Annotated in this window: 20 protein-coding genes; 7 read left to right on the top strand and 13 right to left on the bottom strand. The window is 37.2% G+C overall.

What is annotated here, in order from left to right; genetic code table 11:
• Nucleotides 1-19 precede the first annotated feature (19 nt).
• Nucleotides 20-829, top strand: a complete 810-nt coding sequence (locus H4J39_RS07130; protein ID WP_182226846.1) for a ComF family protein — start codon at nt 20-22, stop codon at nt 827-829.
• A 7-nt stretch (nt 830-836) separates the two neighbouring features.
• Here H4J39_RS07130 and H4J39_RS07125 read toward each other — a convergent pair whose 3' ends face one another.
• Nucleotides 837-3416, bottom strand: coding sequence for a M14 family zinc carboxypeptidase (locus H4J39_RS07125; RefSeq protein WP_182226844.1), 2580 nt, complete (start codon nt 3414-3416; stop codon nt 837-839).
• Nucleotides 3417-3660: 244 nt separating this feature from the next.
• On the opposite strand from H4J39_RS07125, the gene nfuA reads away from it, so the two are divergent.
• Nucleotides 3661-4239 (top strand): Fe-S biogenesis protein NfuA, encoded by a 579-nt coding sequence (nfuA, locus tag H4J39_RS07120; RefSeq protein WP_182226842.1) that lies wholly within the window; start codon nt 3661-3663, stop codon nt 4237-4239.
• Nucleotides 4240-4257: 18 nt separating this feature from the next.
• Nucleotides 4258-4506, top strand: coding sequence for a hypothetical protein (locus H4J39_RS07115; protein WP_182226840.1), 249 nt, complete (start codon nt 4258-4260; stop codon nt 4504-4506).
• A gap of 4 nt (nt 4507-4510) precedes the next feature.
• Here H4J39_RS07115 and H4J39_RS07110 read toward each other — a convergent pair whose 3' ends face one another.
• On the bottom strand, nt 4511-5878 hold the full coding sequence (locus H4J39_RS07110) for an MATE family efflux transporter (RefSeq protein WP_182226838.1): 1368 nt from the start codon (nt 5876-5878) through the stop codon (nt 4511-4513).
• 95 nt (nt 5879-5973) lie between these two features.
• Here H4J39_RS07110 and H4J39_RS07105 point away from each other — a divergent pair, with 95 nt between their 5' ends.
• Nucleotides 5974-7023, top strand: a complete 1050-nt coding sequence (locus tag H4J39_RS07105) for a polysaccharide deacetylase family protein (RefSeq protein WP_182226836.1) — start codon at nt 5974-5976, stop codon at nt 7021-7023.
• A 62-nt stretch (nt 7024-7085) separates the two neighbouring features.
• On the opposite strand, the gene H4J39_RS07100 is transcribed toward H4J39_RS07105, so the two are convergent.
• Genes H4J39_RS07100 through H4J39_RS07080 form a run of 5 tightly spaced genes read right to left on the bottom strand, consistent with a single transcriptional unit; the run spans nt 7086 to nt 11010 of the window.
• The gene (locus tag H4J39_RS07100) at nt 7086-7727 is read right to left on the bottom strand and encodes an SCO family protein (protein ID WP_182226834.1); all 642 of its coding nucleotides are present in this window, start codon (nt 7725-7727) and stop codon (nt 7086-7088) included.
• A 21-nt stretch (nt 7728-7748) separates the two neighbouring features.
• A complete protein-coding gene (gene cyoE, locus H4J39_RS07095; RefSeq protein WP_182226833.1) occupies nt 7749-8687 on the bottom strand; it encodes a heme o synthase in 939 nt (312 codons plus the stop codon).
• Between the two features lie 9 nt (nt 8688-8696).
• Nucleotides 8697-9704, bottom strand: coding sequence for a heme A synthase (locus H4J39_RS07090; protein ID WP_220462146.1), 1008 nt, complete (start codon nt 9702-9704; stop codon nt 8697-8699).
• Nucleotide 9705: 1 nt separating this feature from the next.
• A complete protein-coding gene (locus H4J39_RS07085) occupies nt 9706-10266 on the bottom strand; it encodes a hypothetical protein (RefSeq protein WP_182226831.1) in 561 nt (186 codons plus the stop codon).
• 30 nt (nt 10267-10296) lie between these two features.
• Nucleotides 10297-11010, bottom strand: coding sequence for an SURF1 family protein (locus H4J39_RS07080; protein WP_182226829.1), 714 nt, complete (start codon nt 11008-11010; stop codon nt 10297-10299).
• Nucleotides 11011-11066: 56 nt separating this feature from the next.
• On the opposite strand from H4J39_RS07080, the gene H4J39_RS07075 reads away from it, so the two are divergent.
• Nucleotides 11067-11282, top strand: coding sequence for a DUF2909 domain-containing protein (locus tag H4J39_RS07075; protein ID WP_182226827.1), 216 nt, complete (start codon nt 11067-11069; stop codon nt 11280-11282).
• A 79-nt stretch (nt 11283-11361) separates the two neighbouring features.
• Here the strand turns inward: H4J39_RS07075 and H4J39_RS07070 are convergent, their stop codons facing one another.
• The 6 genes from H4J39_RS07070 to H4J39_RS07045 all read right to left on the bottom strand — a co-directional run bounded on the left by H4J39_RS07070 (nt 11362) and on the right by H4J39_RS07045 (nt 18192).
• Nucleotides 11362-12246 carry a cytochrome c oxidase subunit 3 gene (locus H4J39_RS07070; protein WP_182226825.1) on the bottom strand — a complete coding sequence of 295 codons (885 nt, stop codon included), beginning with the start codon at nt 12244-12246 and terminating at the stop codon, nt 11362-11364.
• Between the two features lie 52 nt (nt 12247-12298).
• Nucleotides 12299-12877, bottom strand: coding sequence for a cytochrome c oxidase assembly protein (locus H4J39_RS07065; protein WP_182226823.1), 579 nt, complete (start codon nt 12875-12877; stop codon nt 12299-12301).
• An 11-nt stretch (nt 12878-12888) separates the two neighbouring features.
• Nucleotides 12889-14484, bottom strand: coding sequence for a cytochrome c oxidase subunit I (ctaD, locus tag H4J39_RS07060; RefSeq protein ID WP_182226821.1), 1596 nt, complete (start codon nt 14482-14484; stop codon nt 12889-12891).
• Between the two features lie 11 nt (nt 14485-14495).
• Nucleotides 14496-16043 (bottom strand): cytochrome c oxidase subunit II, encoded by a 1548-nt coding sequence (gene coxB / locus H4J39_RS07055; RefSeq protein WP_404842684.1) that lies wholly within the window; start codon nt 16041-16043, stop codon nt 14496-14498.
• Nucleotides 16044-16659: 616 nt separating this feature from the next.
• Nucleotides 16660-17295, bottom strand: coding sequence for a transcriptional repressor LexA (gene lexA / locus H4J39_RS07050; protein WP_182226819.1), 636 nt, complete (start codon nt 17293-17295; stop codon nt 16660-16662).
• Nucleotides 17296-17373: 78 nt separating this feature from the next.
• Nucleotides 17374-18192 carry an alpha/beta fold hydrolase gene (locus H4J39_RS07045; RefSeq protein WP_310649723.1) on the bottom strand — a complete coding sequence of 273 codons (819 nt, stop codon included), beginning with the start codon at nt 18190-18192 and terminating at the stop codon, nt 17374-17376.
• Nucleotides 18193-18566: 374 nt separating this feature from the next.
• On the opposite strand from H4J39_RS07045, the gene H4J39_RS07040 reads away from it, so the two are divergent.
• Nucleotides 18567-19097 carry a DUF6942 family protein gene (locus tag H4J39_RS07040; protein ID WP_182226817.1) on the top strand — a complete coding sequence of 177 codons (531 nt, stop codon included), beginning with the start codon at nt 18567-18569 and terminating at the stop codon, nt 19095-19097.
• A 120-nt stretch (nt 19098-19217) separates the two neighbouring features.
• On the top strand, nt 19218-22217 hold the full coding sequence (locus tag H4J39_RS07035; RefSeq protein WP_220462145.1) for an ATP-binding protein: 3000 nt from the start codon (nt 19218-19220) through the stop codon (nt 22215-22217).
• The last annotated feature ends 11 nt before the right edge of the window (nt 22218-22228 follow it).

Genomic DNA, 22228 nt, shown 5'->3' with positions numbered 1-22228 from the left:
TACCCAATGGATTTAATAAATGGAATTTAACCGAGAAAAGTTTTTACTCGCAATAAAACAAAAATCACTGTGTTTTATTGCAAGATTTAAATCGATTAAAACACAATTAAGTTGTTGTGACTTATGTGGTGGAGAGTGCCAAAGCCAAGCGATTATTTGTGATTTTTGTTTAGCTGATTTACCACTGTTTGACTTAAAAAAATTACATGGAGATTTATTAACATGGCCAGAGGTCAATCGTTTATTGCCCAAAAGAATGTTCAATCAATTAATTACTGTTTCACCTTATCAATGGCCTATTGATTTATGGGTAAGACAACTGAAATATCACGGGCGTTTTGAATTGGTTAATTTACTAGGCTTTTTGTTATTTAAACAGTGGAAAAGTATGCTGGAGGATAAAAATCAAGCCGCTGAAGATTTCATTCCTCCAACTGTATTATTGTCTGTGCCCATTCATATTAAAAAGTGGCAAGACCGTGGTTTTAATCAAGCACATTTACTCGCGGAAAATTTTGCTCGTAAAGCTAAGATGGCATATTTTCCAAATGCCTTGAAACGGATAAATAATAACATAAGCCAAGCGGGCCAAACAGGTGTTACAAGGCGTAAAAATCTACGCCTTGCCTTCGAGCTTTCAAGCGATTATTTAGTCAATAATAATAAACGTCGCTATCTGCCTGAACACATTTTACTACTTGATGATGTGGTAACAACGGGCTCTACCTGTAATGAAATTTGCCGTTTACTTAAAGCTCATGGTGTTCAAAAAATTACTGTGATAAGCCTTTGTCTATCATTACCTGAAAATAAAATTCAACCTCAATAAATTTTTATTAATAGTTAACGGGAGTACTAAATGCTTTTGCAAAAAATAAACTGTTCGCTATGATTTTTACACTGCCTAACCAATAACCACGAAATGCTAGGTTATCGGTACTAGCAATCACCCGTCCCCTTCCATAATTATGTGCAACAATAGCAGAAGTGTTCGCTACTCGATTCACCATATTTTTATCGGCATAACCACTTATTAAAGGTCGTGCACTATAATTAGCAACGGCAATAAACGGTTTTGAACTATGCTGCATTATTAACGTACTATTGCGAAATAATGGCAAACGGCTGTCAGTATAACCATAAGCCAGCGGATGAGACGTATCGAGCCCTGATTCAAAAATAGCACCAGCGATACGTTTACGTCCAGCCAATTTTTCTTTGTCTTGATATTGTAAATTATCCGTATCAAACAACTGATTAATTTCATCTTTAGCTACAAATTTCATCGTGAGTAATTCATATTCTGACAAAAATTTTGCGCCACGCTTCTGCGCATAAATAACGCCACCGTTCTTTATCCATGCACCTATTTTATCTGCATCACTTTCGCTTAATGCATTATATTTTCCATCGACCATAATAATGTGGCTATAAACACTTAAATCGATTTTTGATAATCGTTGTTGTTCAACCACAGTGACAGGTATTGATAACGTATCGTCAAGATAAAATAAGATTTCTGCACTTTCGTACTGTGATATGCCCTTACCGCCAACCATTAAAAGTTTTACTGGTTCTAACAATTGAAACGAACCACTGCCTATATCTATCCCTTTAACCGTTAACCCCGTATGCAAACTATCAAGAGGAATATCTATTTTTTGACTACTTTGCTTGACAATATCACGCCAGTTTTTTTGTATTTGTATGCCCGCAGGAATAATAATACTGCCACGAGCATAATCTTTATTAACGACCTTGTTGGCGTTAATTTTTAATAGAGATGAAAAAGATTTTGTCGCAACTTTTGCCTTAATACCTTTATTAAGTAGTTCATTAAGTAATTTAGGTGCTAAAAAATGATGCCATTCAAATGCATAAGCATACGCCTCAGGCGCAACAGTACTTTTTTCGGCAATTTTTGCAGGGCTGTCCCAGGCATTATCTGCTAGTTTTAACCCCCAAGTACGGCCAACCCGATAGAAATCTATGTCCATTGCTAACGGCATGGTCCAGCCTGAAACATCATAAAAAGTATTATCTTCAAACTGGGTTTGTTGAGAAAAAAGGGCTTTAATGACACGGTATTGGCGTTGCTCTAAGGGTACATAAAAACTATGCTCTTTTGTATAAATAACGCCCGCTAAACGGAAATCTTCGGTAAGTGGATATACCTTGATTTGATGTTGTTTTAATTTATCAAGCAATACATTTAAACGATATGGGTCATGCGTCTCGTGTAATAAATAGCCACTAAAGTTTTCTTTATCTGCGAGCTCTTCTGACTCTTTATAAAAATTTTCACGATAATTAAATAATTTTTCTTTATTTTTCCATGCACCCTCAATAGTAGAAAGAGACGTTAACACGTGATTTTGAATACCGAACTCAAACGTTAATAAGCCATTATCACTATTTTGTTGCATACCTCGACTACTTGCTTGTTCAAACAAAATACCTATACCACCGTTAATGTCAGGGTAAGTCGAACCTTTACCGTAATAAAAATCATCAAAGTTCTCTTGGCTATAATAAAGTCGGTTATCATTGTCTAGCGCTGCGGCATGGTAAGTCGCTAAAAGTTGTGTCAATTCAGTATTAGCGGTTGATGTTAACGGGTGAGTCCGCGTTGGAATACCTGGCTGAAAAAAATAACTGCCATTGGCGCCCATTTCATGAAAATCACCTAAGACATTTGGCTGATATTGATGGAAGTACGCTAATCTATTTTGACTTTCTTTTTGTGCTAACAGCAACCAGTCACGATTAAGATCAAAGCCAAAGTGATTGGTCCGGCCGGTGAGCCAACCTTGATGGTGTTCAATATGGTTTTTATCCGCATTGGGTGTACTACCACGGTGCATATTCACCCATTGTACAAACCTGTCCATGCCATCAGGATTAATACTAGGCTCAAGCACGATTAAAGTATTCTCTAACATGTTAATTATGTCGGCATTTTCACTCGCAGCTAAATGATATGCCACCACCATAGCTGCATTGGCACCACTAATTTCGTCACCGTGCACACTGTATCCAAGCCAAATAACTAAAGGTAAGGTTGGATCTTCAGCGTCGCTGTCTTGTGATCTTTGCGCTAATATCTCATTCAAATTAGCTAGATTATTTTTAGAAGAAATCGTCAGTAATACTTGTTGGCGTAACTCTTGAGTTTGGCCAATATCCGTTAATTTTATCCGCGGTGAACTACTTGCTAATGCTTTTATATAGTTTAACAGTTGATCATGACGGACATGTCGCTCACCAATACCAAAGCCTAATGTACTTTCAGGTTTAGGAATAGCTTGATTGTATCGGTGATCAGTGGGCAAGTAATCAGTAACTTTTGCCGCCTGACTCGATAAAGACAGAGCAAAAAAACCAACAAATACGGCTAAAAAAAATCGTGGTAACATAAGTGATATCCTTGAATTCAATAGCGATAAAATACCAAAATCTATGGAAACACACCAGAATAACTGTCTATTTTTCTCACATTCTTACTTTAATTAACTGTAATTTCACTAGCGTATGAGTAGATAACAGCGTAAAATATTAATACCTGACTAAATTAGTCAGGTATTAATATTTTCAATCTCTACGGTCCGTGAGAAACTTTAGAGAAATTTTGGTAACAAGTGTAAGAGAGTAATAATCGTGATGATCAATATTTCCGAGACAGCACAATCGCATTTCGCTAAATTATTAGAGCAACAAGCTGAAGGCACAAGTATTCGTGTATTTGTTGTTAACCCAGGTACCGCTAGTGCAGAATGTGGCGTGTCTTACTGCCCAGCTGACGCGATAGAACCTGAAGATATTGAGTTAAAGTTTGAACACTTTTCTGCTTACATTGACGGGGACAGTAAACTTTACCTCGAAGAAGCTGAAATTGATTTCACCACAGATCAAATGGGTTCACAATTAACCTTGAAAGCGCCAAATGCTAAATTAAGAAAAGTAAATGACGATGCGCCATTATTTGAACGTGTTGACTATTTCTTAAAAGCAGAAGTTAACCCGCAATTGGCTGGCCACGGTGGTGAGTGTACGTTAATGGAAATTACTGAAGATGGCTTCGCTATTTTACAATTTGGTGGTGGCTGTAATGGTTGTAGTCAAATTGATGTAACGGTAAAAGATGGCATCGAGAAACAACTTCTTGAAACTATGGGCGGCGAGATAAAAGGTGTTCGCGATATGACCGAACATGAACGCGGCGACCATTCTTACTATTAAGTTATTCATTCACCTAGAGTGAAAAGCATCCTTGAAAAATTAGGCCAAGACCCGCAACGTAGCTTAGTGCTTTTTACCCGCGGACTTGGTCTTTTTGTTATTGGCGTTTGCTTAATATTTATTGGTTATTACCATCATTATAGCTGGCAAATCGCGGGGCTAACTTTTTTGGCCTTTGGCATTATATTTGCCGTTTGGGGTTACAGCGGAATATTTGCTAATCGCGTACTCAATATTTTTGATCGTCATACAAATAAAGATAATTAACCGCTTAAAGACTTATAGTTTCTTTTTCTATTACATGATAATAATGCCAACCTAAACTCAAACCCCGTACGAATAAAAACACACTGAATGCAGCCCATAAACCATGATTCCCATAGTCCTGTAATAACCACCACATCGGAAAAAAGCAACAAAAAGTAGCTATTATCATACTATTTCGCATCGCTTTAGTTTTCATTAAGCCAACAAAAACCCCATCAAATAAATAACACCAACATCCTAAAATGGGTAAAATAATTATCCAGTGAACATATTGCTTGGTCGACAACACAACTTCAGGAATATCGGTAAGTAAACCAACAAAAAAATCGCCTGCTATTGCAAAGAGTAAACTGTAAGAAAGAGCAAAAATCCCCGTCCAAAATAAAGCAATTTTCACAACAAAATTACGTTGTTTAACATTTCTTTGTCCATGAGCTTTACCCACTAATACTTCAGTTGCATTGGCAATGCCGTCTAAACCAAAAGAAATTAATAAAACAAAATTCATTAATATGGCATTGGTCGCGATAACATCATCTCCTAACCTTGCTCCTTGGAAAGTAATAAAGACAAAACACAGCTCCAAGCATAAAGTACGGATAAGAATATCCCGATTAAGTTGAAAATAATGAATAAGTGCAGACTTCTCAAACAACTGTTCTTTAACACTCAGGAATTTTAAGCCCATTTTAATCAATAAACTTTTCACAGTTTTTTGGTTGACTGTTTTTTTAGCCAATACAATATAAGTTAAACCGATGACAACACCTGAATATTCGGCTATTAACGTTGCTGTCGCTACACCTTGCACTTGCCAATCAAAAACTAAAACAAACAATAGATCTAACGAAAGATTTATTAAATTAGTGGCAATTAATATCCACATCACGGCTTTAGCTTTATGATTACCGAGCAACCAGCCTAAAATCACTAAGTTTGATAATGCTGCAGGTAAACCCCAAATACGTATGTCACAATATTGTTTTGCATAAAATTGTATTTTTTCAGAGCCTCCCGCTAATCCTAAACTAAGATCAAGATAAAAAGATTGTAATAAAATCAGTGTGCCGCCAATAAAACCTGCCACTAATAAACCACGCAGTAGTACCAATAAACTTTTAGAGTGATTTTTTTCGCCGAGTGCTTGAGCCGTAAGTCCAGTGGTAGACATACGTAAGAAGCCACATAGCCAAGTAACAAAGGTAATAATCATCGCACCAACTGTGCTGCCACCTAAATAATATGCTTCGTCTAAATGGCCTAATACAGCCGTATCGACTAAGCCAAGCAAAGGTATGGTGATATTTGAAAAGATCATTGGCAATGCAATGAGAAATAATTGTTTATGCTGATTCTGAGTATTAATGTTCAAAAAAGTATTCCATATAAAAATATTACGACAAAATTTACTATAAAAAGAAGATAAAACGCGCTATTTTTGTTACTCATTAAACAAAGGCTATACTCATGAAATTTTCTTTACCATTATTATTGCTATCTTGCTTACACTTTTCTAGCTTTGCTGCTGTAATTTTACAGTATCATCATGTTAGTGACAAAACACCGTCAAGTACCAGTATTTCCCCTCAACAATTTGAAATACATATGCAGTATTTAGCTGATAATAACTTCAACGTTATTGCTCTTTCAGATTTAATGAACTCGATCAAAAAGCAGCAACCCATTGCTGACAAAACGGTTGCGATTACCTTTGATGATGCTTATCTTGATATTTTAACCAACGGCAAGCCAATACTCGACAAGTTTAACTACCCATTTACTATTTTTATTAACCCGGCAATCGTTGAACGTGGTTCGAGTAACTACCTTAGCTGGGCACAACTTAAGTCAATGGCTGACCAAGGGGTTATTATTGCCAACCATGGTATGGAACATGATTCTATGGCACGTATTAGTGATGGATTAACCGAACAACAGTGGTTACTTAAGCATACCGATCTTTTATTAACGGCTGAAAGTATCATTAAAGAGAAAACCGGCCAGAGCTGGCGTTATTATGCTTATCCCTACGGTGAATATACCCCCGCAGTACAAAAGTGGATAACCCAGAACAATTTCATTGCCTTTTCACAGCAGTCTGGGGCAGTTGGTCTAGCAACAGACTTAACCAGCGTCCCCCGTTTTCCTGCATCAAAACCTTATGATCAAATCACCAGCCTACGTGATAAATTAAAATCTTTACCTTTCACAATGACGTTAAGTGACGAAAATGCAAAAACAATTGTAGAATATAACCAATCAAAATCAGTCACTTTTAATGTTATTGTTGATGATTTTCTTCCGTCCCAGTTAAACTGTTATATTTCGGGTTTAGGCCGACAAGAAATAGAATGGCAAGAAGAAGATAGCTTTACCATTAATTATAGTGCCCCGCTACCCATAGGGCGTGTACGCTGTAATTGTACTGCACCAAGCATTAGTGAGCCAGGGCGTTATTATTGGTATTCAAAGCCTTGGTTTGTCTTAAAGGAAGGTATGGAGTGGTATCCGCTGTAACGAATACAATATTGTTAAGTAAGCTTGTCACATTGAAGTAAGATCAAGGTGACAAGCTGTATTTATTCCGCTAATTTTACGATTTTTGCAAAATCACTGACTAATTTTTCACCATCAATCGTAGGTAAGACACCTAAAGCCTGTCTTGGCTTAAAAATAGCTGCGATATTCCCCTGCGGATTAATCAATACAAGTGACGCGCTATGGTCAACCAAATAACTATTTTGATCAGCTGTGTCACCTTCTGGGCCATTAATAGCGTACATCAAACCTAAATTACGCGCGAAAGGAAATAACACACCGTGATCAGCCGTTAGTGCAATAAATTCTTCGTTAAAGTAAGCAATATATTGTGCGAGTTTTTCTGGTGTATCTCGACTAGGATCAACAGAAACCAGTAAAACTTGAGTCTCTTTATTAATTGCTTTTAAATCATCATAAACAAAATTTAATTCTTGTAATGTCGTCGGGCACACATCGGGGCACGAAGTATAACCAAAAAACACCCATGACCATTTATTCGCCAAATTTTCTTTGGTAAATGCTTGGTTATGGTGATCGGTTAATTGAAAAGGCTTAATTTCTCGAGCCTGCTGATAATACAAAGCATGTTCAGGCTTTGGTAATACCGTCGCTTTATGAAAAACAAAAAAGCCTACCGCACCCGCGGCAATCGCGACAATGACATACAACAACTTGTTCATAAATAAGAGTATCCGTAAGTATTAGCTTATTGGTAATAAATAATGGTCAAGTAATAAAATAATAAACAACCCCATCAAATGAACAATTGAAAACTTAAACGTGTCCATAGCAGTATTTTCATTTGCATTAAACTTAAGTTTCCATGCATAAGCAAAGAACATCAAGTTAAGTGTTACTGCGCCAATTAAATATAACCAATTACTCATACCTACTAAGTAGGGCAATAAACCAACAACAAAAAGTAATACGGTATAGAGTAAAATTTGTGTTTTAGTAAAGTTTACTCCATGGGTAACTGGCAGCATTGGAATATTAACTTTTGCATATTCGTCTTTACGATGTATCGCTAAGGCCCAAAAATGAGGAGGTGTCCAAGTAAATATCAACAACACTAGTAGTAAAGCATTAGGGTGTATTTCGTTCGTCATTGATGTCCAACCCAAAAGTGGAGGAATTGCACCTGCTAAGCCACCTATTGTTATATTTTGAGGTGTAGCACGCTTTAAATACATCGTGTAAACAAAACTGTAACCGACCAAGCCTGCAAACGTAAGCCAAGCCGTTAAGGGATTAACCAAACTATATAGTATTACAAAGCCACTAACCGCTAAAAACATAGCAAACAGCGTGGCCTTTCTAGGCGTTAGACGTCCAGTAGCCACGGGGCGGTTATAGGTTCGCCCCATAATACTGTCAATACGTTCGTCAACAATATGGTTTATTGCCGCGGCCGCGGATGATAAAAAACCAATACCTATCATTGATGGAATAAGTACTTGCCATGGAATAGTACCGGGCACAGAAAGGCACATTCCCACCAACGCGGTTAAGACAAGAAGCGCCACAACACGAGGCTTAGTTATTTCATAGTAGTCTCGCCATATTGCGGTTTTAGTCTCACTCACGCTAGGCGTAGTTATTACTTCATTGGCACTTTCTGTAGATAGAGTATCACTCATAAGTGTTCCTTATAATTTCCGTCGTAAACTGTACGTTAAGGTGATCAAAGACAGCATTAAACATGCTGCAATAACGTTATGACTAACCGCAACTGCTAACGGCAATGAGAACCAAACATTGCTAATGCCTAACAATATTTGGCAGCTAAGGATAAATGCTAAACTTTTTGCTGCATTTTTGAAGAATGCTGATTGTGATTTTCGAAACACCATTAAGGCTAACCAAAAAAGATAAAGCCCGGTTACAATTGCACCAATTCGATGAACAACATGTATAGTTACTCGCGAAGCATGTGATAGGTGGCCAAATTCGTAACTGTCTTTTTCTGGAGGAATTAAATCAAATGAATCTTCAAATGTTAATGCTTCTTGCCAACCTGATTGACAAATAGGTAACTCTGTACAAACCAAAGCAGCATAGTTAGATGATGTCCACCCACCTAGACCTATTTGTACGGTGAGTAAGACAATACCAATTAAGCCATATCTTCCATATTTTTTAATCGCAAAATCGCCTCCCGGTACTCTAAAGTCAGACAAGCGTAAATATAATAAAAACAGTAAACTCAGCGTCGTAAAACCACCCAACAAATGCCCCATAACGACTATAGGCATAAGTTTCATTGTAACTGTCCACATACCTAAAGCCGCTTGAAAAATAACCACCGCCAATATTAACATCGGCAGTCTTAATGGCGTACCTTGATCACGTCTTTTATAAGACATAAACGCAATGGCTAAAATTAATAAACCTAGAGCCCCAGCAAAATAGCGATGGATCATTTCATTCCATGCTTTTTGCGCTTCAACTTTTCTGTCAGGAAAGGCTTGCTCAGCTTTAGTAATTTGCTCTGCGGTTTCCGGCACATCAATTAACCCGTAACAACCAGGCCAATCAGGACAACCTAAACCGGCATGCGTTAAACGAGTATAAGCGCCCAAGCTGACTACAATTAGCGCTAATAAAATACTGATTAAAACTAAGGTACGAATGCGACTATTTCCACGACTTCTCATGTTAACCCACCCTTGAATACTTGAGTAATTTCTTCATGTCGGCAAGAATTTCTTTACCAAACATTGCTTGAGCATCGTCATTTTTTGGCGGTGTATGAGATAAAACCACATTACCTAGAGGGTCAACCACCAAAACTTGGGGTTGAGATAAAAATTGACTAACCAGACTTGGAGTAGGGATAATTGTCCAGCTATTTTCAGATAACTGTTCAGCTTGTTGTACTGACAGCGGATTAGGAGAAAGAGCGACTCGCTTTACCCTTGGCATTTCTCTACCTAAAGCAATATAAGAGTTATTAACACTCAGTAATGTTTGCTCACAATGGGCATCACAATGTTGTGGAAGACTATAAATAACTAACCACGACTTTTGTAAGGAAGATTGTTCCAGCCCTAGTTTTTTTAACGTTAATTCATTCTCAACTAATGTGCCTTTATTTGTTACACCATAATCAAGCCAATTCTGAGTCAAAGCTAATTTTGCTAGCACAATAGGTAGGATAAATGCCCCTAACACCATAATCATGCTACGACGAGATTTTTTCTGTGACACTTCACTCATACAACTTCACCTTATTATTTTTATTAGTGGCTAACTATTTTTATTCAATTTAATTGATGCCCATATCATCAGTAACAACCATGCAATAGCTAAACTGAACCATTGAAATGCATAAGCACGATGTTTCTCGGGTGGCATAACAATCGGCTGCCAATTTTTTTCATAACCTACACTCTCTGTTTTATCTAAGTAGACAACAAAGGGCAATAGTTGACGTGAAATTAATGTTGAAAATTTATCTAATTCTATTTGTTGTACCCGTAACGGCCACTTGTTTTTCAACAATACTTGTTCCATTAACATGATACCTTCTTCAATTTTTCGAACGTGGCCTGATAGTTGGTGCTGACCTTTAATCGCTTGAACATCAGGAAGTTCTTGGCGATTAATAGAACCAAGAACCCAGCCTAAATTGACTAATACAGCTTTGTTCCCACTATTAAATACTTGATAGACCCGATAACCTAATTGTCCTTTATTAGTTTGATTATCAAGTAAAAAAATTATTTCGTTCGCAAACTCACCTGTCATCTTTAGGGGGAGATCATTAATTTCTTCTTTTTCTGATAATACTTGCTCAAGCGATAAAGCTTGAGTTTGGCTTAATTGTGCAATGCTCGCGATGCGTTGCTCTTTTTGTAAAGCCCGATCGTTTTGCCAAAATCCAAGTTTTACTAATCCAGAAAAAACGAGTAGGGTAAATATCAACCAAGGCAGGCGAATGTTTGATATAAAATTTTTCAAACAATTAACTCCTTAAATACATTCATTATGAACATTACAACACAGGAAATTTATAAATGGCATTTACAGTAAAAATAATTATTATTGGTTGTTTACTCTTCATGGTATTTAGTTTATTTCAGGCTCTCTTTGTCTTAAACAGGAATGACCCAAATAAACCGTCGATGTCTAAATTTATTGGCCGACGGGTAATGCTTTCAGCCTTTATTATTATCCTTATGTTGGTCGCCATTTTAACGGGGGTTATTACACCAAACCCACGACCGTTTTAACCATATGGCTTAAAATAAAAATTGTAGGTAAAGCTAGCCTCACCTACAATTTTCTTTCTACTTTTCGTTATGCTCGTGTTTATATAATATATACAAATACAAACAGTATCACCCAGACCACGTCAACAAAATGCCAATACCAACTTGCTGCTTCAAAAGCAAACGCGTTGGTCGGTGTAAAGTGACCTTTTAAAACTCTTAGGAACACCACAATAAGCATAATTGTTCCTAAAGTGACGTGCATACCATGAAAGCCCGTTAACAAGTAAAAAGTTGAGCCATAGATACCACTGGTGAGGTACAGTTTCATTTCCTCTGAGTAACCATGCATGTATTCTTCAACTTGAAAAAACATAAAGGCTAAACCAAGTAATATTGTTAAACCTAACCATATTTTTAACTGTTTACGATTGTCTTTTTCTAAAGCTGAATGCGCTAAATGAGCGGTGATCGAAGACGTTAATAACAAAATAGTATTAACTAAAGGTAAACCGTACCAACCCATTTGTGATGTTTCTGTACCGTCTGGTGTTTTCAATAACGGCCAAGCTGAAACAAAATCTGGCCACAACACAGCGCCAGTCATCGCATTATTGTCTGCGCCACCTAACCAAGGTACAGATAACGTTCGCGCATAAAATAATGCGCCAAAGAAAGCCGCAAAGAACATGACTTCAGAAAAAATAAACCAACTCATGCCTTGGCGAAAGGAGTTATCCATTTGATGACTATACTTACCGGCCATCGATTCATTAATCACATTACTGAACCAGCCATAAAGCATGTATATCACCAAGCAGATACCCGCAAGTAGGATATAACCCCCGATGCCGCCTTCTTCACTATTAAGTGTAGAAACGTAATTACCTGCGCCTACCGCAATTAAAAATAACGCCACAGCTCCGACAATGGGCCAATGGCTTTGCGATGGTACGTAATAACTTTCATATTCTTTTGTTGTCATTATTATTCCCCTAAACACATACCGTTACACGCTAAGTGCTCGGTATAAATTGCTACGATTCGACTTTTCCGGTGACGTCATACAAAGTGTAAGACAACGTTAACGTTGAAATATCTTCAGGTAATTCTGGGTCAACATAAAATTGTAACGCCATCTCTACCTCTTCATTCGCTTTTAACGGTTGCTGCGTAAAACAAAAACATTCAATCTTTTGAAAGTACGCTGCAGCTAAACCAGGCGATACTGACGGAACTGCTTGGCCAATAATGTCGCGTGTGGATTCATTTTTTGCATAAAACTTTACAAGTTTCATTTCACCGGGATGAACTTTTATTTCACGGATCATCGGTTCAAATTGCCAAGGTATATCTTGGGCGGTTCGACTAATGAACTGCACCGTCACGACTCTTTTTGTGTCAATTTGCTCAACATTATAAACAGCTGCGGTGGTAGACGTTTTTCCATTCAAACCGGTAATATCACAAAAAACATCATATAAAGGGACGAGTGCAAAACCAAAACCAAACATACCAAAAACAAGTAAAACCAGCTTTTTTATTACTTTATTGTTTTTCGTTATAGCAACGCTATCTTTGACATTTGAATTTTTCACTTCGTCATCTTTACTCATCTTTTATGACCTTAATCTTCAATTTTTGGTGGTGTTGAAAATGTATGATAAGGAGCAGGACTAGCAACCGTCCACTCTAAACCTTCCGCACCATCCCAAGGTTTAGCAGGCGCTTTTTCTCCACCTTTAATACATTTAATAACAACGGCTAAGAATATAAGTTGCGACAAACCAAAGGCAAACCCACCGATACTCACCCACTTATTAAAGTCAGCAAACTGTAATGCATAATCAGGAATACGACGAGGCATGCCCGCTAACCCTAGAAAGTGCATTGGGAAGAACAATAAATTTACAGAGATAAGTGAACACCAAAAATGCCATTTAGCTAGCGACTCGTTATACATATGCCCCGTCCATTTTGGTAACCAGAAATAGGCTCCCGCATAAATCGAGAATAATGAACCTGTTACTAAAACATAATGGAAGTGAGCCACAACAAAATACGTATCGTGGTATTGAAAATCAACAGGCGTTAATGCCAACATCAATCCTGAAAACCCGCCAATCGTAAATAATATAACGAAAGCGATAGAAAACAACATTGGCGTTTCAAAGCTCATCGAACCACGCCACATGGTTGCTACCCAGTTAAAAACTTTCACACCTGTTGGAACGGCAATTAGCATCGTACAGTACATAAAGAACAGTTCGCCAAATAATGGCATACCTGTTGTGAACATATGATGTGCCCAGACAAGAAATGACAATAAGGCAATAGATGCTGTTGCATAAACCATTGAGCTGTAGCCGAATAATTTCTTACGAGCAAAAGCTGGAATGATAGTAGAAACAATACCAAAGGCTGGCAATATCATGATGTAAACTTCAGGATGACCAAAGAACCAGAAAAGGTGCTGGAATAATACAGGATCACCGCCACCCGCGGCATCAAAGAAACTTGTACCAAAATACGTATCAGTTAACAACATGGTTACCACACCCGCGAGAACAGGCATTACGGCGATTAATAAATAGGCTGTAATGAAAAATGTCCACACAAACAGGGGCATTTTCATGTAGGTCATGCCCGGTGCACGCATGTTCATAATGGTAACAACGATATTAATCGCACCCATTATTGATGATATACCCATAATATGAACAGCAAATACAAAAAATGCCGTACTACCATTTGAGTAAGTTGTAGAGAGTGGAGCGTAGAATGTCCAACCAAAGTTTGGCGCACCTGACTCCATAAAGAATGTAGACAAAAGAATCGCAAAAGCAAAAGGAAGAATCCAGAAGCTCCAGTTATTCATACGCGGTAAAGCCATATCTGGAGCACCGATCATCATCGGAATCATCCAGTTTGCAAACCCCGTAAAGGCGGGCATAATCGCACCAAAAACCATGATCAAACCATGTACGGTAGTTAGTTGATTAAAAAAGTCAGGTTCAACTATTTGTAAACCAGGTTGAAATAACTCTGCACGAATAACCATGGCTAAAGCGCCACCGGTTAGTAGCATAATAAAAGCAAACCATAAATATAATGTACCTATGTCTTTATGGTTTGTGGTGTACAACCAACGTTTGATGCCTTTCATTTTATGGTCATCATGATGATCGTCGTGCGATTCTTGTTCTATAACGTCTGTAGTCATTTTATATCCCCCTACTTCGCACTGGCAGCATCAACAGCTGCAGGTTGCACTAAATCACCCGTATTATTACCCCAAGCATTACGCTCGTAAGTAATTACAGCGGCGATCTCTGTTTTAGTTAACTGGCTACCAAAAGCTGCCATCGCAGGATTTTTCTTGCTACCGTTAACAACCATATCTATATGAAGAGCAACATCACCCAAAGCAATTACACTATTTTTTAGGGCAGGAAACGCGGGTGGAATACCCGTACCTGCAGGCTGGTGGCAAGCTGCACATGCTTTCATGTAAACTTTTTCGCCCATCAACATCAGCTCATCTTCACTATAAACTTTAGCTAAATCTTCTGCTGGGGCTTCTTCGGCAACTATAGCGACGACCTCTGCAACTTGCTCTGATACTTCAGCATCTTTTTCTGAGCTCTTAGCGACATTTTGAACATCCGCAGCTTGTACTGCATCTCCAGTATTGTTATCCCAAGCATTACGCTCATAGGTAACAACAGCAGCGATTTGTTTCATGCTCAACTGTTTGCCATAAGCTTGCATGCCTGTACCCGCTTTACCGTTCAAAACAATATCAATATGTTTTGCAATACTGCCCGTTGTAGCGACAGCACTCCCTTTAAGTGCAGGAAAGGCAGGAGGTAAACCCACACCAGAAACTTGATGACAAGCAGCACAATAGGCAACATAAGTGGTTTCACCCAGAGTCATTAATTCGTCCATTGATGCTGAGGCAGTAAGAGATGCTTTTTCAGCGGCTGCAGCTTGCGCATTAATTTCGCGTTGCTCATCAAGCCAGAGAGCATAATCAGCTTCTGTTTTCACTTCGACAACAATGGGCATAAAACCGTGATCTTTACCACAAAGCTCAGCACACTGACCTCGGTAAATGCCAGGTTTATCAACCTTGGTCCAAGCTTCATTTATAAATCCTGGATTAGCATCTTGCTTTACTGCAAAAGCCGGTACCCACCAAGCATGAATAACATCGTCAGAGGTAATTAAAAATCGTACTTTTTTATTGATGGGAATAACCAGATGTTTATCAACTTCAAGAAGGTAATTTTCGCCTTTAACAGCCGTACTCCCTTGTTGATTTTCATATTGTTCACGAGGCGTTGATAGAACAGAATAAAACTCAATATCTTGATCAAAATATTTATAATGCCACTTCCACTGAGAACCTGTGATTTGAATGGTAACGTCAGAATCCGCGTTATTTTCCATATCAATGAGTGTTTTAGTTGCTGGTACAGCCATGGCAATAAGAATGACAATAGGAATTGCTGTCCAGAGAATTTCTACTTTTGTGCTTTCATGAAAATCAGCCGACTTAGCTCCTTTGGATTTTCGATGAAACACCATTGACCAAAACATAGCACCAAAAACAACCACACCGATTGCTACACATATATACATTGCTAACATATGCAAATCGTAAACATCTCGACTTACTTCTGTTACACCCTTGGTCAGATTTAATTGCATATCTGCCCAAGCTGAACTGGAAAGAACACTCCCCAACGACAGCCAACCTAGGTTACGTCTTTTCACACGACATCTCCTTCACCCTATAAAAGTTTAAAACTTGATACCTAGGACAACATACATCCTTAGATACGGATTTTTATTATTTTCTTGGCAATTTTGTTGTCAACCAATATGCGTTTACAACATCGCCTTATATTTATATTTGTACACTTTCCAATCTAGAATTACTTAAAAGTTGATCTGGGTCAAATTAAAAATCGAGCTAATTTAAAATAAAAGCCAATAAAAACAATAGAGTATCAACTCTAATATAGGCTAAAGTCTATTAACAAAGGGCTGTAGCTACAGTATTAAAAATAAACAATTAAATACGAAGGTACTCGTTGTAAAGAGAGGAGGTGAGTATTTTTTAAACAAAAAAAGATAAGGTGGTTTAAATCGAGCTTAAAATATGAATTATTATTAGAAAAGAGATAGGTTTGTATAAAAAGCGTACGAAAGAAGAGAAAGCTAAACTTTACCAATATATGGGAACATAAAGATTGGATTACATTAGGCAAGTGTTGATGCATAAATTTTCATTGAAATATGCAAAAAATATTAAACTAAAAGGTTTAAGAGATACTTAACTTTTAATCGTTAAATATCGCTTAAATATAGTGCGGGTATGTGAACAAAGTTACATCCAGTCTCCTGAACGAATAACCCCCACAGCAAGACCTTCAATATTAAATTCTTGTACGGCTAAATCAACTTTTATGGGAGAGAAGTCTTCATTTTCAGCATGTAAATAAACGATATTGCCTTCTCGTTTATAACGTTTAACCGTTACATTTTCCTCTACTCGGGCAACGATTACTTGGCCGTTCTGTACATCTGTTGTTTGATGTACCGCTAATAAATCACCGTCAAGTATGCCAATATTTTTCATACTTTCGCCATTTACTCTAAGCAAATAATCAGCTGATGGATGAAATAAATTACCATCAACTTTATAATGATCTTCCACGTGCTCTTCAGCCAAAATAGGTTCGCCTGCAGCGACTCGACCAATTAAGGGTAAACCCGCTTCTTCCATTAATTTTTCTGTTAAACGAATTCCACGAGACGTACCTGGCAACATTTCTATATAGCCTTTTTTCGCTAAAGCTTTTAAGTGCTCTTCCGCTGCGTTAGCTGATTTAAAGCCAAAAAATTTGGCTATTTCAGCACGCGTTGGCGGCATACCCGTTTCGCTTATTTTTTCTTTGATCAAATCAAAAACTTGTTGCTGTCGATTCGTTAATGGGCGTAATTCGCTGATTTCATTTAGCATAAGATAAGCCTGTAAATTTACACAGTTGTTACTGTGAGTATATACAGGTCGTTATTAAAGGCAAGCTTTCTGGGGTAATTATTTTTGAAAATTGCCTGATTTTAAATAATGAATAACTTGCTCAATCACTTTTTCATTTTTCATCATAAAAGGATGTGTAGTTTCCATTTCAATATGATCATTCATGCCACGAATCTTGGTACTAGCAACAGAAACTTTACCGTCATCCTTATCCGGAATAAGTGTGGATAATATCCAGTTAATGCTCTGATTACCGGCAATAACACCCAAATCAAAATTAGCATCTCCAAGATTGCTAGGGATACTTAATTCGCCAGTACCTAATTGCATACCCGCATCACCATTTATAAAACTAAAACCAGGTGCATTTCTAAGCTTATCAACAACTTCACTGCCATTGTTTGGTGGGCCTAGCATAACGACTTTATTTAAATTGGGTATTTTGTGCATACTTAAGTATTGGCGAACTAATATACCCCCCATTGAATGGGTAACGAAGTTAACTTGACGATTTTCACAAATTAATAGCGCTTTAGAAATCACTTTTTCAGCCAACTCTTCTATCGAATAATCTCTAGAAGGGTAGTTGATATTTATCACAAAATAGCCTTCTGCCAGCAATCTTTTTTCAATAGATTTCATGGAATTAGCCGAACGTGCAAGCCCATGCAGCAAAATGACACATTCTCCGTTAGATAAAGAATCTGCGGGCTCTTCAAAAGAGGCTTGAATTTTATAGCCACGTTCAACCGAAGTATCTAGGCTGTCTTGTTCAATCATATTTTTTAAACGAATTTCTGCATCAGTAATTTTTTTAGTAAACTGTTCTTTAAGAAGCGCTAATTCTGACTTAAGTGCTGCAATTTTTTCATTCATAACTCCGCTCCATTATGTTTTTTTAGAATTCATTATTGATACTGTAGTCAGGTTAAACAGCAGCTAAGCAATATATTTTTAGCTGCCACAAATATAAAATATAAAACGGTTTTCTCCAACAAAATTTGAAGCCATTACTCTTGGAATGTCATTGTTTTCGATAAACTTCTCGCGTGGACCTTTAAATAGCCATAGAAAGCTATACGATATTAACATTTTATATTAGTTATCTGGTAGACATTGATAATCTTCAATCGATCTAACTTTGCCAGTAACTACATACATTCAAACAAAAAGGTTTTAAGGACGTTTTACTTGTCTCGATTATAAATTTACAATTCAACATACCCCCACGTAAAATGAGTTAAGTACCATTGAATGTTATTGGTTTAGGCTGCTCAAGCTTTACTATCGCTGTGTATATTGGCAACAGGCCAAGTATGCTTGAATATCAACAGTTATCTTGTCTATCGCCGCTAACCTTGGGCGAAATAGAGATGGTTAATCAAGCTTGCGGCAATGGCTGGCGTAAAGTATTTAATGTTTATGCGAAGTTACTTTATGCACTCGATAAAGAAAAATTCAACTATTCAACACTTGCACCATCTTGGCAAAAATACCGTGATAACTATTTACTTCAACACAACTCACAAACGGCTTTATTTTTCTCTCCACCTCAGTTATCAACCGCTAAGCAAACCCTGCATATTATTTGTGGAAGAACTTATGCGAAGCATTTGCTATCGACAGGCCAGCTAACCGCTAATTTCACTTGGTTAGATGAGCAATTTGCTATTGATAAAGCTAAAAATTTAATTGTGTGCCCCTATTTTGATTATCGACAATTATCGAATGCTAATATTGAAAAATTAGCCTATTTACTCAGCGATATAAATAGCCAGTGAAAGTTTTTCATTCATTTATATGGTGTTAAATTAATGTATACTATAGTAGTTAAAGGAGAAAATAATAAGCCTCATGATTAGGCAACATACTAAATGCCACTTTAATATTGGATCACATCATTGCTATATTTTAATAAAAAAACACTTTTATTTATTACAATAATTTTAACCTTATTACCCTATACAACGATCACCAGCACGCTTGATATTTCCTCTGCTCTTTTGCTATCGCTTCCTACTATATTATTACAGGCTACCGCAGTATTCTTTGTTGTTTATAGCTATTTACAGACCAGATCACGTTCATTAAAATTGTTCTGGCAGTTTTTCTCTCTCGCTATTATCGTTGATTTTATTTCGGGTGTTATCTTTGCCGGTGACTACATAAACACGAACCCGATCCTGCAAGATTTCTTCTCTTTGTTTAGTTACTTTTTTATCTTACTGGCCATAGAAACCAACCCGCATCTCAGCGAAACGCCACTCAATAAATACATTGCGGGTCGAGTGCCAGCACTATTTTTTACAGTCACTTGTTTTTGCTATTTCGTATTACTGCCAGAAGAGTTTTTAAAAGCGTTAGATCAGAGGTTATTACCGTCATTATTATTTCATATCACTATTTCTGGCCTCATTTTTATCAGGCTAATGAGCTGTGTTATTTTTTGTCGTGAAAAGTTTTGGCACGCTATTTATTGGCCACTAGCCATTGCCTCATTAGCTTTGTTCGCTGATAACACTAATAGTTATTTTCTTCTTCAAGAGCAAGCCCTCTATAAAGACAATTATACGAACAACTTAATAGCGTTAATCCCTTACTGTGGTCTTATTTTTGCTGCAAGTGCATCATTAAACAATCAAAGACCGACTAAACCTATTTCAAAAGATACCTTTCCCGAATTTTACATTTTATTGCTGGTGAGTATTATTTTTAGCATTCATATCGTTGGTTTAGAAATTGGGGCGCACTACATTACAAATTCTTTCTGGCAGTCTTTTGTTATTGGTATTTGGGGCGTTATTGCTTTTATTTTAGTCATTCTTATTGCTTATAATAAAAGGAAAAACACGCTTGAATTCAAGGAAAACGCTTTCACTCAACAACAAGAACAAAAAGAGTTAATACAGACAAACCATAAATTACTCAGCTCAATTCTTAATAGTGAAGACAAAGCTATTGTCCGAGCCTCTAATAATGCTATTTTGACTACATCAACTGGCGGCGAAATATTATCGTCAAACCCTGCCGCGGTTCAATTGTTCCAAAGTTTAGAACATGAATTGAAAGGCACGAATGTCAGTGCACTTTTTTCTGCAGAAGATACTATGCATTACTTTTTTGGCTTCAAAAGTAATGTATACGCCTTACAACGTAAAGATATTGGTATTTCAGTAGAGTGTGCAGCTCGACGTGCCGATGGTACTGAATTCCCAGTTCAGGTTGAATTGCAGTGGGCAGACCGCGAAGAACAACCCCTTATTGTTATTACCTTTATTAATTTAACTTCACGAAAGTTAGCTGAAAAGCAGATGTTAGATTTAAAAGATAAGTTTATTGCGAACATTTCCCATGAGTTTAGGACACCATTGACAATTATTAATGGCATTTTAGACCAATACCTACTCAAAGCTCACAGTAAAGAAGAGGGGCTGGAACTTACTACCGCCAAGCGTAATGGTTTGCGGTTAGTTCGTATGGTTGAACAACTATTAGAACTTTCACGCCTTACTGACAACCCTAAGCTTTCATTGTCTACTTATCGATTAAGCCAGTTAATGGCTATGCCAATTGATTCATTTTCACGCTTAGCTAAACAAAATGATTTAAGCTTTGATGCTGAAATATCTGACGATCTTTGGCTAGAATGTGACGCTCAGGGTTTTGAAAAAATCATCTTTAATTTACTTGCTAATGCGATTAAATATACCCCTGCTGGTGGTAGCATCAAGGTCAGTGCTTATATTGATCAAGATAATGTTATTTTAGAGATTACAGATACCGGCATAGGCATTAATCAAGCATCACAAAGTAAAATCTTTGAACGCTTTCAAAGAGCTGATGATGAAAAAAATCATGCTGTTTTTGGTGTAGGTATTGGTTTATCTTTAGTTAATGAATTGGTAAAAGCGCATAACTGGCGTATCAATTTAGTCAGTGAATACAATAAAGGCAGTAAGTTTTCTCTATCAATCCCTTTAGCTACCTCTGTCGAAATAGAAACTCAAGTGCCAATGAGTGTATCTCAAAGCGAAGTATCATCATTGCTGTTAGAACAAAATAATAATAAAACTAAGACAAAAAATCATTTACATAATGTCGTGTTGGTTATTGAAGATAATCTCGATATGCAAAATCACATAAAACGTGTGGTTGAACAGCAACATCATTGTTTATTAGCAATGAGCGGCGAACAAGGACTGCTCATTGCCGAGGAATATATACCAGACCTTATCGTGTGCGATATTATGTTAACGGGCATTGACGGCTTCGAAGTACTTAAACAATTAAAAGAAAATGAACTCACTTCTCATATTCCCGTTATTTTGCTTACCGCCCGTTCAGACCTAGATAGTCGCCTTCACGGTCTTAATTTACAAGCGGATGAGTATTTAAGTAAACCTTTCAATCAGCAGGAATTATTAATACGTATTGAAAATTTGATTGAAAATCGTAAATTGCTTCAGCAGAACTATTTACATAAATTTCGTGACCATCAAAAAGAACAACAAAAAGAAAGTAGCGTAAAAAAAGTGTCACAGTTAACTCCAAGCGAAAGTGCTATCTTATCCGTTGATGAAAAATTTATAGAAAAGCTAGAAACCATTGTTGCTAAGATGTACTTGGAAACTGACTTAGGTATTCAAGATCTAGCCAGTAATATGGCGATGAGTGAACGTCAGCTGCAGCGAAAAATGAAAGTAACGCTGGGCACAACACCTAATAACTTCATTAAAGAGTTCCGTCTAGCGAAAGCACAGATATTGCTACAAAATGGCTCTAAAATTGGCAGAATAGCCTTAGATGTTGGTTTTTCTTCACAAACGTATTTTGGTCGTTGCTTTAAAGAGTCGTTTAACTGCACCCCAAAACAATATCAACAACAGTTCACTAAAAGCTAACTGCAAAGCTA

The organism is Colwellia sp. Bg11-12, from assembly GCF_014076955.1.
GTDB lineage: Bacteria > Pseudomonadota > Gammaproteobacteria > Enterobacterales > Alteromonadaceae > Colwellia_A.
The sequence above is the reverse complement of the archived record's forward strand: the minus strand, read 5'-3'. Positions and strand labels throughout refer to the sequence as shown.